Below are 17,941 nucleotides of genomic sequence, written 5' to 3'. Positions count from 1 at the left end.
TGAATATAAATAAGATAGGTAAAACTGAAAGAATGAATTAAGAAAGGCGTTAATCGATAAGAAGAAAAATAGCTGAACTTTCAGGATGTTGAATGGCATAGTCACGAAGCTGATAGAAACGCTCGACGAGTAGTTCACTTTCCGTTCTAAATGACCACTGGCTGTACAACATTAGGCAAACTGCAACACCAGCTGCTTCAGGACTAAGTAGCGCTTCGTTGCCATTGTGCATATTGAAGAGCGTGAGTTTTTCATGGTCCAAATCAGGATAAATAAATGCACCGCCATTGGGTAACGTGCAGTATTCCCAATAGCCGCCTGTGTACTCATCACAGAACTGCCCCATAATAGTAAATATTACTACTTCAAACGTGGCGAAACCTTTAACTGTGCCAAAGTGGCTTTGCCAGAAATCGAGCCTTTCTGACACAGATACTTTATTGATTTGAATATATTCAAAACCATCTTTAGCTAACATTGTTGAATTCATTATGTATTTCCTTCAAATAAAGACAAATAAGCTTGTCGGATAACCGACAAGCTTATTCATTGAAATAGAAAAGAGTTAAATCTAGGAATGAGTATGTGAAAATAAATACATCAGATTGGTAGATGAGTTATGAGCGAATATCTCTCCACTCTTTTAAACAAGACACACTTGAGCCTTTCACTATGCATTGACTAAACAACACATTACCGACATAAGGTTGAGACTTAAGCCCTACCATTTCGTTTGATAATGACTGTTTTGTACTTGTATCATAAATATCAAGGCCACAAAGATAATTACGAGAGTCATACTGCCCACAGGAATTAACAGCTCTAATCTCCCCTATACGATAGTAAGTTCTTTCCTCCCCACTACAACCTTTATAGAGAACTATAATCCCAAATACGGAAAACAATATTATTAAGGTTTTTGAATACTCTTTTAATTTATTTAGTACATTTGAAAAAATCATGATTATATTCCATTAATTAATATAAAGAAAAATAGGTATTAATAATCAATACCTTTCATTGTTCGTTGAAAACTATCGAAATAAGGTAATCCTTGAATAAAATCATCTTCCTGTGATAACTGACAGATATCTTGTCGTCAACAACTCATTATTTCTGTAATGTGAACAGTTTGAATCCTATCCAAAGGAATAACGACTAATCTCAGTACAATGCACGCAATGAGATACCAATGGGCACCTTGAAGAACTAGTCGATAAGGTGTGAGTTGTAGCCATTCGCTATCTGTCTGCTGGATACGAATATCAACGGTTGACGTAATCGCAGTAATAATGCGATAAAAACATTCAGCGCTGGTGGGGTGAGTCTCAATGGAAGTGTGCCAAGCTAAGCAAGGGTAATGAATATCACTATTAAGCAGGTGATTTACCGCCTTACGTGTTAACCCCAGAAAATAACGAGATAGCCCTACTTTTTGTAGAAAGGTAAAAATATCGGGTGGACGCCAAGCTGTTAAACGCCCAGATAAACGATATCCTTCTTTATCTGAAACTAAATCAAGATGAGATAATCGCTGATTAAAATCTCGTTGAAGAGTTCTTTCTGACACACCAAATTCATCAGAGAGTGCTTTTAGAGATAATGTTTCCCCCGCTAATAACCGACTAATGATTAGCGATAACCGCATAGCTAAGCGGTCATGGCGAGCTTCATTTCCCTGCATATCCCTCATCTCCTGTGCCATATCAAACAAGCCTCAGTATAAGAAATGCATCAGACAGGTTATGTCGTAATTTAAAATTAAATGAAAAGATTTTTCAGAAATTAAAATCGATAATACATTGATTTATAAGCATATTAAATCCATTCACTTCGGATTTTTTAAGAACGACACACCCTGTCTAGTCACATTGAACGATATATGTACAAAACATACTATTTGAAGGAAATTTGCTTTATTTTAATAACGCTAAAATAACCATCGCCATAATGAAGTTACTGCATCAACTAAGATGCCTTTTGTTTTCAGCAATACAGTTTTTAGTAACGTGGATAATGAAAGTTCATGAATTAAAGAATCAACAGTTTCTGTTACACTTTGGCCAAAATTCTGTCGAGCGATATATTCAACAGGCTCAGTTCGATATTTCCGTTGTAGCTGACTAACTACACTGCTACTAGCGTGTGAAGGTAATGCTGATATCAATGCTTCAGCAAACAAATTCAATTGATAAGATTCTTTCGCTGAAATAACAATAACAGGATGGAGAGGTGAAAAAGTATGCTGAACAATGGCGACTTTCTGTTGTAGATTCTGATGTTGTATCGCTGAAGGTTTACAATGCTCTGTATCCCATTCTCGACAAGGTTCAATTTTGTCTGCTTGATTTAAAACAAAAAGAAACTGTGTTTTATCATAACCACATTGCTCTGTTAGAAATCGATACGTCATTTCATCAGATAACCATGCTCGTTCATCTGCCCTCAATACCCAAATAATTAAATCAAGTCTAGGTAACAGTTGTTTATATTGAACCTGATAAACCTCATCACTTGCGATACTTTCACCAATACCCGGTAAATCTACGAAAGTTAATGTTCGTGTGCTTAACTGCATTTCAAAATATTTAGCTTCATGTGTACCACTGTGAATATCACTCACAGGGGAAATGTTGGCTTGAAATAAGGCATTACATAGACTGGATTTACCGACACCTGTTTTACCCATTAAACCAATGGTGGGAGAATAATGAATTAGGGCAGATAATTTTCTCTCAATTTGAGAATGTAAATGTGAAAGGGACTGAGGAAGTACTTTAGTTAATGTGGCAGAAATAAGCGTTGATGTTAACATAAATAAATTATCTCCTTGTGTAATAACAAAGAGATAATATTTATTTATAATATAATGCATGTTATTTTTTAATTTTAAAAGTTATTTCCGGTTCTATTCTTATATTAAACCCTTCATCATTTATTTTTATTTCAACATTTCCTTTTTTATCTTCTTTTATTTTAAAATTATGAGGTTCGCTCTTGTGTTTTTTTACAAAAAATCCACCATACCTACAATGCAAAAGAAAAACTTTATTACTTATATCATTTTCCTCATTAAGCTTAATTAAATCATGATAGCGAATATACTTTACATTATAAATATCATAATTTAATACACCATCATTGAATGCATCTACTCTATAAACCATCCCTGTTATTTTAATATTCAATAACACCTTAACCTTCTCATTAGAATTAATATTATCTATAACTTTATATTTTTCTTCAAAAGAAGGAAGAGATTCATCATCTTTATAAAAAATATTAACAACAGAAACATAGATACTAGATATTAGTATTAAATTTATATCTATATATCTGCTATGAGGCAACTCTAAAGAATATTCTTTAAGATACTTTAAAATATACTCTTTGATATTTAACTTTGGAATATTTTTTCTTAATTCAGTTAAATTTTTAAAAGCATTAACGCTAATTATTAAATCAATCACTCTATCTAGTGGTCTTTTATAATGTTCAACTAAATCGCCATTTCTATCACGAAAACCGCAACGCCTCAATCCACAAGTTAAATCTATTGTTTTCTTAGTCCTGACCTTATCGAAAACATTACTAGAATCAATGTCTGCATTCATTTTCATTTTTAATGCATCTTCAATAATTTCAGAATATGATTTCTTATCTAGTCTTTTTTTAAAATTCAAATAATCAATTATTTCTTTTGATTCAACATTAACGGTAAATCTCTTCATATTAAAATCCTTAAAAATGCAAAATCATACAAACATATGTATCATAAGTAAATATTAATTTAAAAATAAAATAAAACAAGCGATACAATAGAGTTACCATACACTTACAAATCAATTTAATGTCAGAGTGAAATAGACAAAATGATTATAATAAATTAGATACCCATACATATAAAAGCATGTTGGTATAGTATTATATATATCTAACATACCTACAGATAGGCTATTACATCGCAATGTAGTATTAGAATTATATTACTACCCTTAGTTTAAAGATAATGAAACGAAAAAATAACAATCTAGAAAAAATAAATTAATACGTATCTCTACAATCTATGAAATCTCATGACTAAAAGGTGCGTACATGAAAATAAATATTCATTTAACTAATCCAAAAATGACCTCGGTAAACTTAGAAATCAAAGAGAAGATAATTAAGACGTTAGACTCTGTGTTAGAACAATCTTCCAGAAATTTTATCGTTAGGATAGATCTAAGGTTTCCTCTAAAGGTTAAACATAAAAACGACTCCCGTGTTATATCTCGATTCTTTGAATCATTAAAATCAAAGCTAAAAGCTCACGAAAAACGGAACAAAAAAGATAAAAAAAGAATATATCCTAATAAACTAAAATATGTTTGGGTCAGAGAAATTGGTCCTATTAATAAACATCAGCATTATCATTGTGTCTTATTTTTTAATAAAGATGCTTTCTTTTCTCTCGGTAGTTTTGAAGATACATATAACCTTTACTCAATGATTAACTCGGCTTGGTTTAGCGCAATAGGTATTGATAGAATTACTTCAGGCTTAGTCCATTATGTGCCTTTTGAAATAAAGTATTTAAATAAAAAAGATCCAGAGTTTAAAGAAAAAAAGAATAAATGGATTGATTTTTTAACCTATTTAGCTAAGGACTTTAGCAAACCTTATAACGATGGGCATAGAGTAGTGGGATGCAGTCGATAATTAATTACTGGAGATGGAATGTCATGAACAGAAGTGATATCAATTTTATTTATTGAATATCACTTCTGACTTTATCCATTAAAGACAGGATTATTCATCATGACAAGTTCAATGCCTTCACCTATATCTCTTCTTGATAATCAGTTTATTGATATGAAATTTATAACTCAATTAACAGGTCTAACAGATAAATGGTTTTATAAACTTATTCAAGATGGTGAGTTTCCAAAACCAATTAAATTCGGGCGTAGTTCACGATGGCTTAAAAGTGATGTAGAACTGTGGCTAACTAGCCGTATTCTAGAATCTCGCGCTTAATTCTCCACTTACTTGCTAATCATCTTTTTTCTGCATTCATCATATAGCACTTAACGGCATACTTAACTACATATTAGACGGCACTCCGTCAGGTTTCGTGTGCCAGTTAAGAAGAGATAAAATGCTGAAGGGAATTATTTATGGTCAAAACCTTTAGTACTGTTCTATTACGGGAAGATTTTACGTCATTTGCTAAAGATTCAAAGTACTAGTTCATTTGTGATGGCAGTCAAGAATAGGTGCTGTAGACACAGGATGTCCATCAGACACTATTGGATTCACGATACATGTCACAGGTTTGTATAACACAGGAAAAGTTGGTTAGAAGTGGAACTGGCGATACTAGTATAGATAGACCCGTACAATAATCACAAAATGAAAGGTTATTATGCTTTAGTAAAAAAGCTAAATGTATCAATATGACAATTGAAATAAACTGCACTACAATAATTGTAGATTGGTTACAATATGATATTAAGAGGTCATCATGCTAACTTTTCGTAATACATTGTTTTTTCTTTTCTCTACGGGATTACTTTCTCCCATTGCTCTTGCCGATAACTATACTGTAACAGTTTTTCAATGTGTCAATAAAAGCCAAAAAAAAGTTAATATTAGTCTTGTGAATGGAGAATATGTCTACCAATTTGGTAAACTCAATCAAGAACCTGACATAACCCTCACGAAAAAACCTGATCAATTAGAGGGACGCTATTTAACTCCGAAAGGAGATAATGGAGCTGCTGAAATCTATGAGATGGATTTTCAAAATGGTAATTATACTTACACCATTTCCTCTTCTTATTTTGATTCAAAACACGAAGCACAAGTAGATGTGTACCAAAAAGATAAATTAATCACTACGATAAATTGTATACCTAATACTGTAGTCGATAATCTTAGAGAGCATATTTTTGATTTACCAAGTAATCATTAAATAATTATAGAGGGCTTGAAGGATTCTGTAGTTCAATAGTTAATCTATTAAAGAGTATCTTATCACCCCAAGCCCTTTAAAACACATTGATGAATAGAAATCAGTTTATGGAACTAACGATATTAGTACTATCACCATGTAAAGGTGTATTCCCCTTTGTCTGTGTTTACAATCAATTCAAGTGGTTTGCATTCAGTATAGGATGAATTACTTGGAGTGGTAAACGTGTAAGACTGGCCAAATTTCAATCTAGCATTCATATTATTTCCTCTATCATTTGTCGAAATAACACAGTTACCACGGTTCAACACTAATGACTGCAACGTAATATTGTCATCAAGGCTAGTAATCGTATAACGCCATACTGGAAAAGAAGCTTGTCCGGCTCGAAGTCTATCGCCTTTCGCATCGACCTTAATTGGAGGATTAGCGGAAAATGCCATTGAATTACAGAATAGAAAACTACCCACAAGCAATACAGCACGAACATAATTAATCAATTTCATTATAAAATCCTTGTATAGAGATAATAGAAAAATAGAAGATATCCTTGTTTAAAGGATAAAAATTTCTCTGGTATTAACTCAGTAACTTATAAAGTTATTTTTTATTTTCTTTTATTATTGTTATTTAATATTTCAGGAAGGTGTTTAATAAAATAAATAGCGAAATTAAAAACACCACTTAAGAGTGATTTGATTAAATTGGGAAATTTAAAAACAATAGGTAAAGCAATAAAAATGAATAATAAAAATAAGATAATTTGCATGGTAATAGTCTTGACTCAAAGAAAAAGAGCCAGTCAAATTTATAGCTCTACTCTATTAATAAAATTGACGTCATTACGACTAAGATTCTCGTTGTTTTCTTCTCATCCATTTATTGTAATAATCTGAGCGTTCTTCATCTCACCCGCCAGTTTCTTCAACCCAATCTTCATATTCTGGACTATCTTCGAAACGCTCTGACATAATGACTTCCTCTATGATGAGTCGCCTTGATTTAATTAAACAGTGATATGTACTATCGCAAGTAGCATAAAGGAACGAGAGCTAGAATTAAAATCGTTATAAACGATCAAAATTATAGAATCGATCTGTAAAACCTATCAATAAATCGATTGATAACCAACTTTTAATAGATTTAATCTATTGAAATAAATGAACCGATCGTTAATACAGATCAATTTACCAAAAACTGTTCATATTAAGAATGTAGCTATGTAATATGAGCCCCATAATTGGGGCAAGTGGTTCTAAGATGTGAGTTTCCAAAGCCAATAAAACAGGGTCAAAGTTCTCGATGACTGAAGAGTGAAATTGAAAATTGATTGCAGGAGCGTATTGCCAATCCAGAGCTAAACCATCACACCACTACCCTTTCTGCGCTGACAACACCACCATTTAAATCACATCGGAATTTCAACTATAAAGAAGTATCATGCCCGCCATGAGGTATTGCTACATCATTACTAATACTGGCTGGATAGCTTTACCAAACTCGCCGTTTTCCAGGGAGTATGCCATCCCTTAATCAAGAATAGCCACCAGCTGATGGTGGCGGATATACGCTTTCCAGATAACGACAGCGTACCCGCTGTAGTTCCTCTCATGTCCGTACCGCTTAATCCACTGTAGGACGTTTCCTGAGCCTTTATCGGTACAATCTGATATAGAGTCAGTTTAATGATTGATAACCGCCTACTGCGTTATCACCCCATTTTAGAAGGGATTCTTCTCAGCGAGTGCGTCCGCCTTGGGCAACGTTCATTTGCGAATAAGCTGATTAGCCTATTTAACCAGTTTAATGACCCTGATCTACGCCATAAATTGATGTGGCTGTGCTGGTATGATTTGATGTTGGGTTTTCCGTTAGATGATTGGCTGAATGCCTTAAAGATGAAAACTGAAGAACAGCTGGTGGAATGGATAATTGGCAGGCAGATGGAGAACTGGGGACTGACGAGGATAATGAATGATTATGTGTTATTAGATTATTGAGGAAAATTTGTTTACTGCTCTCTCTTGAATATTTAATTTAGCCCCAGCAATTAAAAATGAGAGTTTAAGCTAAAAAATATAATTTAAAATTACAAATTACCACGTTAATTAGCAATTTGTGATACATTTATATTCTTCCTATATTTGAACTATTCAGCAAGAGCCGCAACCATGATCCGCTGCCACCTAGCCCGCATGATGGGTGAACATAAGCTACGAATTGCAGATGTAGCCAGAGAAACGGGGCTTAGTCGCGCTACAGTAACATTACTCTATAAAGAGACTGCTCAAAAAGTGGATCTGGAAGTACTTGATAAATTGTGTCAACTATTCGATTGCCAATTGAGTGACCTGTTAGAACGAATCCCAAGTGACACTGGCCAATAAGTAAAGTGGAGTTTCTGTATTATGATTTTCCCCAATCAAACCAGCAACTTTGAATTCCTTGATGAACATGACCCATTATTTGTCGAGCTAACCCGCTCTGCAGAACAAACATTTTCTAGTGACCCTAACACAACGCTCATTAAACTTCGTCAGTTGGGAGAAGCTCTAGCTCAACATATTGCAGCTTTGGCAGGAATACCTTTCGATGCACAAACTACACAAGCTGACCTACTCTATAAAATACATCGTGAGCTGAAACTAGAACCAGTTGTAAGGGAACTATTTCATACTCTACGCATAGAAGGTAATAAGGCTACGCACCAATTCAAGACTCAGCATCGGGAAGCTATTAATGGTTTAATCGTCGCTCGCAAACTAGCTATCTGGTTTCATCAGTCTTTTGGTAAAATGGGAACCCAATTCAAACCAGGCCCGTTCCATCCCCCAACAGATCCCAGCGAACAGCTACGCAATTTACAAAATGAAATCACACGCCTCAAAAATGAATTGCAGCAAGCCAACATCGACCTTGATTCAAGTCAACAGCTTAATGAACTCATCGCCCAAGAAAAAAATGAGTATGAAGCCCTTGCTCACGCAATGGATGAAGAATCTCGTGAATTGGCTCAGCAAGCAGCAGCTAATGAACAAGCTCTGAATCAACAACGACAAAATTATGAAACAAAAATCAAGACACTTCTCGCTCAATTAGCGAGCCAAGATCAAAAAGTCCAAGCATCACAACGCCAACAACTGAACCGTAATACACATGCTGCAACTCAACATATTGTCTTAGATGAAGCTTTAACTCGGATTCTTATTGACCAGCAATTAACAGAAGCTGGCTGGAAAGCTAATAGCGAAGCTCTTACCTTTCAAAAAGGCACCCGTCCTGAGAAAGGGAAAAATATCGCCATAGCCGAATGGCCAACCAATCATAAGAACGAAAAAGGTCGAGCTGACTACGTGCTATTTGCTGGCCTCACACCAATCGCAGTCGTTGAAGCGAAAAAAGAAAATACTAATGTCGCAGGTAAGATCTCTCAAGCCGAACGCTACAGTAAAGGCTTTAACATAACTGCACCTATGCAAGGCGCATGGGAACTAGCTGGAGAGACTATTGCTTGGCCAGATGAGAATGATAGCCACTATAAAATTCCATTTGTATACTCCTGTAACGGACGTCCCTATGTACCACAGTTAGCCGAGCAATCCGGTACATGGTTTCGAGATGTACGCGATTCCGCTAATACCAAGCGCGCATTACCAGGTTTCCATACACCGGAAGGCCTCATTGACCAACTTAAACGTAGTAAGGAAGCCGCTCAGCAAAAACTTAAGACAGAGCCATTTGGTTACCTTAAGCTACGTGATTATCAACAAAAAGCTATTATCGCAGTAGAAAATACATTAGCTAAAGAAATACGTAGTGCATTATTGGCTATGGCAACCGGAACAGGTAAGACACGAACTATCATTGGTTTAATGTATCGTTTTCTAAAAACTGAACGATTCAAGCGTATTTTATTTTTAGTTGATCGCACAGCTCTTGGACAACAAGCGATTGATGCATTTAACGAAGCACCGTTAGAGCAAAACCATACATTATCAAAAATTTATAATGTAGCAGAGCTTGGTGATATGGCTACAGAGGCTGAAACTCGTATTCAGGTTGCGACAGTACAAGCCATGGTTCATCGGATTTTTATCAGCGATACTCCACCACCAGTTGATCAATTTGATTGCATCATTATCGATGAAGCGCATAGGGGTTATACTCTGGACCAAGAAATGACTGATGGAGAGCTAGCCACACGTGATACCAGCCAATATCTTTCCAGCTATCGCCGAGTACTGGAATATTTTGACGCAGTCAAAATAGCCTTAACAGCCACACCCGCAAAACATACTAGCGAGATTTTTGGTAAGCCCGTTTATACATACTCCTACCGTGAAGCTGTCGCAGATGACTGGTTGATTGACCACGAACCTCCAATTCGCTATGAAACACTACTCACCCAGAATGGTATTACTTTTGCCAAAGGTGAAAAAGTCAGTGCAATCAATACTCAAACGGGTGAAGTACAGAGTGCGGAACTGGATGATGAACTTAATTTCGAGGTAGATGCTTTCAACCGGCGAGTGATTAACGAAAACTTTAATCGAGTTATCTGTGAGCAATTGGTTCAAGAGCTTGACCCATTTGGTGATGAGAAAACCCTCATTTTTTGTGCTACAGACCTACACGCTGACATGGTCAAGCGCTTACTCGATTACGCTTTTAAAGAACTGTACAACGGTGAATATAATCAAGCGGCTGTAGCCAAAATCACAGGTGAAAGTCCTCAAGTAGACAAACTAATTCGGCAGTACAAAAATGAGCGTTACCCAAATATCGCCATTACTGTTGATCTACTCACTACCGGAATTGACGTACCTAAAATTAGTAATTTGGTTTTTATGCGCCGCGTTAAATCACGAATTTTGTACGAGCAAATGATTGGCCGTGCTACGAGACGCTGTGACGATATAGGGAAAACTGTATTTCGTATCTACGATCCTGTTGATATATACGCAGCCCTTGCTGATGTCAATACCATGAAACCATTAGTAAAAGACCCTAACATCACACTAGAACAATTGATTGATGAAATTACCACCCCAGAACTATTGGAACGAGCTTTGAATGCACCAGGTGATACACCTGAGCAAAGCCATGCAGATGTTGTTCTTAGTCAACTCAGCCAAAAAGTTATGCGCATTTTACGTAAAGCAGAGAAAAAAGCGGAAAACAAACCAACGTTAAAACAAAAACTGAACGAGCTACAAGACTTATGGGGGATAGAGCCTAAAAACCTGCATAAACACTTACAGGAACTAGGTCCCAAACAAGCCGCAATCTTTATCACTCAACACAGTGGCCTGCTAAACCAATTGGCTGAAGTTAATCATTTACTGGGTAGTGAACGCCAACCTTTGATTTCAGAACACGTTGATGAGCTTCGTGAACGTACACAAAGCTACGGTGTACACCAAAAACCGGAAGACTATTTGGATAGCTTCAATCAATTTATTAAAGAACAGCTCAACCAAAGTGCTGCTCTTTCTGTCATTATAAATAAACCGAGAGATCTTACCCGAGAGCAATTGAAGGAAATAAAATTATTGCTGGATAGCGCAGGTTACTCAGAAGCCAAATTACAAAGTGCCGTACGTAATCAGACTAATCAAGACATTGCCGCCAGTATTATTGGTCATATCCGCCGAGCAGCTCTAGGGGAACCACTAGTGCCCTTTGACCAACGAGTAGCCAAAGCAATGCAATGTATTTATCAAAGCCATAGTTGGAGCCCTGCACAGCGTAAATGGCTCGATCGCTTGGCAAAACAACTAGTACACGAAGTTATCATTGACCATGAGTTTGTGAACAATCGTTTTTCTGAGCAAGGTGGTGCTAAGCAATTTGACAAGATACTCGGTAATCAACTTGATACCGTATTAAATGAGCTCAGTGATGCCATTTGGCCACAGAAAATAGCCTAAGCTCAATAGACATAAAAATTTAATGAAGAGACAATTATGACCAACAACGACATCGTTCAAAAACTCTGGAATCTGTGTGACGTACTGCGTGACGATGGAATCAACTACAGTGATTATGTAACCGAATTAGTACTTTTACTATTTGTTAAAATGGTACACGAAAATACAGAAGCAGGGACATTAAAAAAACATCCATTACCAGAAGGATGCCGTTGGACTGATATCAATGCTAAGTCAGGTATTAACCTACTCAATGACTATAAAACTATGCTATTAGCTTTATCTACAGGTAAGCGTACTGAAGCCGACCCAAACGAGCCAGGTAAAACCATCGAAGTTCAGGTTCACGAAGACCCACTAATTAGTGCTATTTATGCCGATGCACAAACACGCTTGCGTGAACCTCGTCACTTAGAGCAAATGATCAAAACTCTCGACCAAATCGACTGGTTCAGCGCGCAGAAAGACGGTCTGGGTGATTTGTATGAAGGACTTTTAGAGAAGAACGCAAGTGAAACCAAATCAGGTGCAGGCCAGTATTTTACACCCCGTGCATTGATCAACAGCATGGTGCGTTGTATCAAACCTCAAGTTGGAGAAATAATACAAGACCCAGCAGCAGGTACAGCTGGATTCTTGGTTGCGGCAGATCTCTACATGCGTGAACAAACCGATGACTATATGGATTTAAGCGCAAAAGACGCCGATTTTCAAAAAAACAAAGCCTTTGTCGGTGTCGAATTGGTACCCAACACCCGACGTTTAGCTTTAATGAACTGCTTACTCCATAGCATGGAAGGCGATAACGAAGGCGTAGTTCACTTAGGGAATTCCTTAGGTGAGGCAGGTAAATCATTAAAACAAGCTGATGTTATTTTAGCAAATCCGCCTTTTGGTACCAGCAAAGGCGGTGAGGCATCTAATACCCGTGATGACCTAACTTATAAAACCAGCAATAAGCAATTAGCGTTTTTGCAGCACATCTATCGTAACCTTAAACCTGGTGGCCGCGCTGCAGTGGTACTGCCTGATAACGTTTTGTTTGAAGCTGGTGTGGGCACAGATGTACGCCGTGATTTAATGAACAAATGTAATTTACATACCATACTGCGCTTACCTACGGGTATATTTTACGCTCAAGGTGTTAAAACCAACGTTCTGTTTTTCACCAAAGGTTCCGTCAAAAACAAATATCAGGAAGAAAATTGCACTGAGAATGTCTGGGTCTACGATCTACGAACTAATATGCCTAGCTTTGGTAAACGCACTCCGTTTGGTAATTCGAACATTGGCTTTACGTCAAAAGACTTCGGTACAGATCCACACCTAGGGGCATTTGAAAAAGTGTTCGGTGACAACTCAGACGGTACCAGTAAACGAACTGAAGGTGAATATAGCTTTAATGTCCAAGAGATCGAAGTAGATAAAGAAACTGTAGCAGAGAACCAAGGTGTCGATGACCGTCTAGCCTATTCACGTTGGCGCTGTTTTAGCCGCGAGTGGATTTCCAAAACTAAAGATGATTCACTGGATATTAGCTGGCTAAGAGATAAAAACAGTGTGGATGCTGAGGACTTACCTGAACCAAGTATATTAGCGCAGGAAGCAAAAGAAGAATTGGAAGCCGCTCTAAGTGAGTTGCATGAGCTGCTAGTTGCATTGGAAGGGGGGAAATAATGGGTGACGTTCATTTACCTCAAGGGTGGTGTATTTCCAAAATTTCCGAGATTTCCTTCAAAGGTGAACAACGGAAACCGTCAGGAGATAAGGAGTTTATCTATGTTGATATCGGAAGTATTAATAGAGACTCGAAATGTATCGAATCGCCCCTAAAAATAACAGGAAAAAATGCGCCAAGTCGAGCTAGAAAAGTTATCAATACAGGAGATGTTCTTGTTTCTCTTACAAGGCCCAACCTAAATGCTGTTGCACTAGTTCCAAAAGATCTAAACGACCAAATAGCTTCAACTGGATTTGAAGTTATTAAATCGGTATGGGTTGATAGCCGTTATATTTTTGCATTAACTCGCTCAAAAGATTTTATCGATTCGATTAGCGGCGCAGTGCAAGGGGCCTTATATCCAGCGGCTAAATCTTCAGATGTACAAGCTTATAAGTTCTCACTTCCACCTCTGGAAGAACAAAAAGTCATCGCTGACAAACTTGATGCCCTATTAACCAAGGTAGAAAAAAACAAAGCTCGTCTCGAACGCATTTCCGAGCTTATGAAAGCTTTCCGCCAATCGGTTCTATCCGCAGCAGTTAGTGGGAAATTAGTTTCAGTAAACAATCCCATTACAGTTACAGTTGGAGAAATAGCCACTGATATACGGTATGGAACCTCTAAAAAATGTGACTACAATGGCGGGCAAACCCCCGTTATAAGAATTCCAAATATTAGTGACAGAAAACTAAATACCTCAGATCTAAAGTATGCTGATTTTACAGAAAAAGAGTTGAAAACCTTAGCTCTAAAAGTTGGAGATATACTAGTAATTAGATCGAATGGAAGCCTTGATTTAGTAGGAAAACCTGCATTAGTTGAACAAAAATATGAAGGTTTTTTATACGCTGGTTATCTAATTCGAATCCGATGCAATGAGAAAAAAATATTGCCTAGTTTTCTTTTGAATATCATGAACTCGAGAGTAGTAAGAGATGTCGTAGAGATTAGTTCAAGATCTACGAGTGGTGTAAATAATATAAATTCTAAGGAACTTGCCGCACTCAAGTTTGTTTTGCCTTCAATCGAAGAACAAGCCGAAATCGTTCAGTACGTTGAAAAGTTTTTTGACTTTGCTGACAGTATAGAGCAAAAAGCCAATGTGGCACTAGAACGGGTGAACAACCTCACTCAATCTATTTTTGCCAAAGCATTCCGTGGCGAACTTACTGCTGACTGGCGTACTGCTAATCCAGATTTAGTTAGTGGTGAAAATAGTGCTGAATCCTTGTTAGAAAAAATTAAAGCTGAACGTAAGGCACTGGAAGCAGCGAAAAAAACACGAACAAGGAAAAATGTCTGATGCATTTATTGTCACTATCCTTAAAAGGACAATATAAAGGATTGAAGGATCAAACCTTTAATTTTAATTCAGCTGAAGGAAACATCATTGCCTTTATTGGATTAAATGGCTCAGGCAAATCTCAGTTATTAGAATTGATTGCTGAATCCTTCGGCTATTTGGAACGTTTTTTACGAAGTGACTTTAAATGTCGTAACTGGTTCTCTGATTTAGCAATTGAACTTCGCTATAGCAACCAAGTTTACGATTCGGAAACCAAAACAAATAATTATTCAATAAATATCGAACAAAATGGTACAGTGAATATCTATCGTAATGATGCTTGGTTAGATCTAACGTCTGTTGAAAATAAAGATATCGAAGAACAGATTTTACCTAGTCAAATTATTGGCTATTCGTCCGGTTTAAATGAAAACCTGCAGCGCTCATTTATGAAAAATGCTATTCAATACCTAGATGTAATGAATATTAAGCGTTCATGGGAACAAAGACTAGCTTCTATTAATACATTAAAAAATAACATAGGAAAGCGACTAACTGAAGACGACATTAAGCTACTTAATAAGCAACTTAATGAAGCATATCACTACTATCAAGCTCGCCACCCTGCTTTGTTTCCAGCTTTGCCTGAAGAGTCATTTTTATCTGATAATCCTAATATTGGATTAAGATCAACAACACTGCCTCGACTTAAATATTTTGATCAAGACACTACAGCATTAATGTTGGCAAGTATGGGAATGATGCCAGATATAGAGCAAAAGGCTATATGGCAAGGAAAACAGCGCTTTAATAAAATTCACTCAGTTACACTTCGTTATGACTTACGTAAGTTCACTCATGATGCTGGTGCATTGTTAGATATAGCAAAATTAATCAATTGCTTAGGTGGAATACATTCTTCTTCATTTAAAACATTACCAAGATTAAACAAAACTTCAGAAGAATTCTTTAACCAATTTGAATTGGACTATTTAGCGGGTGAGGTCACGATAGATTTTAGCTCTCATAGTGTACAGAACATTCTTGAGAGTAGTTTCTTCACTCCGCAAATATTGTTTGAAAAACTCTATCGATTACAACTTTTAGCAGCACAATATTGGCAAAGTGAGACCAAGCATCAACTCAGACAAGATAACTTCAATGGTACAGTAAGAAGACCACAAAAATGGAAATCGCCTATTCATGTTTTATCTCTTAAGCTAACAGATGGACAAAAGTATATTGAATTTGATGACTTGTCTGATGGTGAAGCACAATTAATTCAAATTTTATCTATGGTCTCGATATATAAAGATAGCAGAGCTCTATTTTTACTTGATGAACCTGAAACACACTTAAATCCATCTTGGAGAACCTATTTCCATTCATTTGTTGAAAGTACGATAGGTGTTGATAATGAAAAAAACCAGTTATTTATTTCAAGCCACTCCCCCTTTATGATTTCATCATTAAAACGAAATAATGTTTATCAGTTTCGTCGAAACGATAACGGCTTAATAGACATGAGAGTAGTCCAAAATGAAACTTACGGCGCATCATTTGATGTATTGATTAAAGATTTATTTGAGCTACGCTCACTTATATCGCAAGGTGTTATAGACGAAATTCGTAAGCAGTTAAAACAAGGTGATGAACACGCCAAGAATTGGATTGAACAACATCTTGGATTGTCACCAGAAAAAGCCTACTTAATAAGGAAGTTAAGCCAGTAATGTTATTTCGATTAGCAGACAATACTCCGCGATTTGAGGTTTTTAGGCTACTGAATGCAGAACTTCTATATTTTTTAGAGCAAGCTGTAAGCACAAATACGTTTAATAGAACATTGTTTACTACTAGTCATGTAGGACAAGCTTGCTGGAATAACGCAAAAGAAAATGATTCTAGAGCCAAGAATGATTTAACCAGAGATAAGTTTGAAAAACTTTTCAATTCATTAAATGAAGCTGGTCAGAATACCAAACAACAATTATTTGAAATAATGAGGGACAATCAGGATTTACAGGCATTTTTTGATACCCCTCAAAGGCGTATGCTTGATTTTTTACCCGAACTATGTTTCAAAGCCCTAAAATCATTGAGTACTCATTTATATTGCTCAACCAAAGATTTGGCTTCTATTGTTGAAGCAGCTGAAGACACGAATATCACAGCACACTTCAATGAATACAGGCAACAAACTATTAACGGAAACATATGCAAGGCTTGTGGTATGAGAGAATTGGCTTCATTCAGAGCTTGTGTGCCAGATGGTGATCAGTGGCGTGCAGATTACGACCATCAGTTATGCAAGTCAAAGTATCCTATTTTTGCTGTACACCCTGATAATCTCATTCCGCTATGCGATGTTTGCAATCAAGACGCTAAAAAAGCAAAAGACCTATTTGAAGATTCAAATGAAACTGATCGTATGGCATTCTATCCATACAATGAGGAAGCTAAAGATTTTATTAGAATTGAAATCAATAATCTGTTAGATCCTGAACCTACGATCAAAGTTCAGTGGAATGAGCAAGATACAACTATACTAAACAAGCTAAATACATGGAATGATATATACGAAATTTGTAGCCGAGTTGAAGGAAAATTTCGTTCCCTGGAAGCTATTATAGAAGATGAAATCACTCCAAGAGACCCCGCTCATCTTGCAAGGAGAATAAGAGAAAAAGCTGCCCCTACAAGGGCAGATACTCTAAAGCGCAAAGAATGGGCATTTTGGTACCAACAACTTTTTTTTGCATTACAGCAAATAGATATATCTCCATTTGTTGCAAAATTGGATTTTGTTCAGCAACAAGCTGCTGATGGAGGGGAGTATATCCTTGAGCAAATTTAAGATTGCAATGTTTCTTTAAATAATTTGTTTATTTATAATTACTGTGTTTTAGCAGAGCTCGCTAAATAACATAACTGTCCAATCAATACCATTAATCACAGTAAAATATTGCTACAATGAAAAACCATAATCTAATTAATAATATTCACTGTATTTTGTTGATTAGAATAATTCAAGACCATGTAGATGA

General features: G+C 36.4%; 16 protein-coding genes. 10 read left to right on the top strand and 6 right to left on the bottom strand.

Annotated elements, in window-relative coordinates; genetic code table 11:
• Window positions 1-49: 49 nt before the first annotated feature.
• The 5 genes from AB4J89_RS17300 to AB4J89_RS17280 form a co-directional block, all read right to left on the bottom strand.
• Window positions 50-478 carry an antirestriction protein gene (locus tag AB4J89_RS17300; protein ID WP_368470133.1) on the bottom strand — a complete coding sequence of 143 codons (429 nt, stop codon included), beginning with the start codon at window positions 476-478 and terminating at the stop codon, window positions 50-52.
• A 139-nt stretch (window positions 479-617) separates the two neighbouring features.
• Window positions 618-962 (bottom strand): hypothetical protein, encoded by a 345-nt coding sequence (locus AB4J89_RS17295; RefSeq protein WP_368470083.1) that lies wholly within the window; start codon window positions 960-962, stop codon window positions 618-620.
• A gap of 137 nt (window positions 963-1,099) precedes the next feature.
• Window positions 1,100-1,684 carry a helix-turn-helix transcriptional regulator gene (locus AB4J89_RS17290; RefSeq protein WP_368470081.1) on the bottom strand — a complete coding sequence of 195 codons (585 nt, stop codon included), beginning with the start codon at window positions 1,682-1,684 and terminating at the stop codon, window positions 1,100-1,102.
• Between the two features lie 246 nt (window positions 1,685-1,930).
• Window positions 1,931-2,815 carry a GTPase family protein gene (locus tag AB4J89_RS17285; protein WP_368470079.1) on the bottom strand — a complete coding sequence of 295 codons (885 nt, stop codon included), beginning with the start codon at window positions 2,813-2,815 and terminating at the stop codon, window positions 1,931-1,933.
• 61 nt (window positions 2,816-2,876) lie between these two features.
• Window positions 2,877-3,731, bottom strand: a complete 855-nt coding sequence (locus AB4J89_RS17280) for a hypothetical protein (protein ID WP_368470077.1) — start codon at window positions 3,729-3,731, stop codon at window positions 2,877-2,879.
• Window positions 3,732-4,095: 364 nt separating this feature from the next.
• Here AB4J89_RS17280 and AB4J89_RS17275 point away from each other — a divergent pair, with 364 nt between their 5' ends.
• From AB4J89_RS17275 to AB4J89_RS17265, 3 genes are all read left to right on the top strand, one after another.
• Window positions 4,096-4,701 carry an inovirus Gp2 family protein gene (locus AB4J89_RS17275; protein ID WP_368470075.1) on the top strand — a complete coding sequence of 202 codons (606 nt, stop codon included), beginning with the start codon at window positions 4,096-4,098 and terminating at the stop codon, window positions 4,699-4,701.
• Between the two features lie 99 nt (window positions 4,702-4,800).
• On the top strand, window positions 4,801-5,019 hold the full coding sequence (locus AB4J89_RS17270) for a helix-turn-helix transcriptional regulator (protein WP_368470073.1): 219 nt from the start codon (window positions 4,801-4,803) through the stop codon (window positions 5,017-5,019).
• Window positions 5,020-5,506: 487 nt separating this feature from the next.
• Entirely contained in the window at window positions 5,507-5,956 is a 450-nt protein-coding gene (locus AB4J89_RS17265) for a hypothetical protein (protein ID WP_368470071.1), read from the top strand.
• Window positions 5,957-6,087: 131 nt separating this feature from the next.
• On the opposite strand, the gene AB4J89_RS17260 is transcribed toward AB4J89_RS17265, so the two are convergent.
• Window positions 6,088-6,462 (bottom strand): hypothetical protein, encoded by a 375-nt coding sequence (locus AB4J89_RS17260; protein ID WP_368470069.1) that lies wholly within the window; start codon window positions 6,460-6,462, stop codon window positions 6,088-6,090.
• Window positions 6,463-7,641: 1,179 nt separating this feature from the next.
• Between AB4J89_RS17260 and AB4J89_RS17255 the strand changes: the two genes are divergently transcribed.
• The 7 genes from AB4J89_RS17255 to AB4J89_RS17225 all read left to right on the top strand — a co-directional run bounded on the left by AB4J89_RS17255 (window position 7,642) and on the right by AB4J89_RS17225 (window position 17,751).
• Window positions 7,642-7,956, top strand: a complete 315-nt coding sequence (locus tag AB4J89_RS17255; RefSeq protein ID WP_368470067.1) for a hypothetical protein — start codon at window positions 7,642-7,644, stop codon at window positions 7,954-7,956.
• Between the two features lie 171 nt (window positions 7,957-8,127).
• Window positions 8,128-8,343 carry a helix-turn-helix domain-containing protein gene (locus AB4J89_RS17250; protein WP_368470065.1) on the top strand — a complete coding sequence of 72 codons (216 nt, stop codon included), beginning with the start codon at window positions 8,128-8,130 and terminating at the stop codon, window positions 8,341-8,343.
• A 21-nt stretch (window positions 8,344-8,364) separates the two neighbouring features.
• A complete protein-coding gene (hsdR, locus tag AB4J89_RS17245; RefSeq protein WP_368470063.1) occupies window positions 8,365-11,886 on the top strand; it encodes a type I restriction-modification system endonuclease in 3,522 nt (1,173 codons plus the stop codon).
• 36 nt (window positions 11,887-11,922) lie between these two features.
• Window positions 11,923-13,563 (top strand): N-6 DNA methylase, encoded by a 1,641-nt coding sequence (locus AB4J89_RS17240; protein WP_368470061.1) that lies wholly within the window; start codon window positions 11,923-11,925, stop codon window positions 13,561-13,563.
• On the top strand, window positions 13,563-14,912 hold the full coding sequence (locus AB4J89_RS17235; protein WP_131680041.1) for a restriction endonuclease subunit S: 1,350 nt from the start codon (window positions 13,563-13,565) through the stop codon (window positions 14,910-14,912). The genes AB4J89_RS17240 and AB4J89_RS17235 overlap by 1 nt, the downstream gene beginning before the upstream one ends.
• On the top strand, window positions 14,912-16,627 hold the full coding sequence (locus AB4J89_RS17230) for an AAA family ATPase (protein ID WP_131680040.1): 1,716 nt from the start codon (window positions 14,912-14,914) through the stop codon (window positions 16,625-16,627). The genes AB4J89_RS17235 and AB4J89_RS17230 overlap by 1 nt, the downstream gene beginning before the upstream one ends.
• Window positions 16,627-17,751: a hypothetical protein gene (locus AB4J89_RS17225; RefSeq protein WP_131680039.1), complete on the top strand. Its 1,125-nt coding sequence runs from the start codon at window positions 16,627-16,629 to the stop codon at window positions 17,749-17,751. Before AB4J89_RS17230 ends, AB4J89_RS17225 begins: the two co-directional genes overlap by 1 nt.
• The last annotated feature ends 190 nt before the right edge of the window (window positions 17,752-17,941 follow it).

This window comes from Proteus sp. STS61-E (assembly GCF_040932335.1).
GTDB classification, from domain to species: domain Bacteria; phylum Pseudomonadota; class Gammaproteobacteria; order Enterobacterales; family Enterobacteriaceae; genus Proteus; species Proteus mirabilis_B.
The sequence above is the reverse complement of the archived record's forward strand: the minus strand, read 5'-3'. Positions and strand labels throughout refer to the sequence as shown.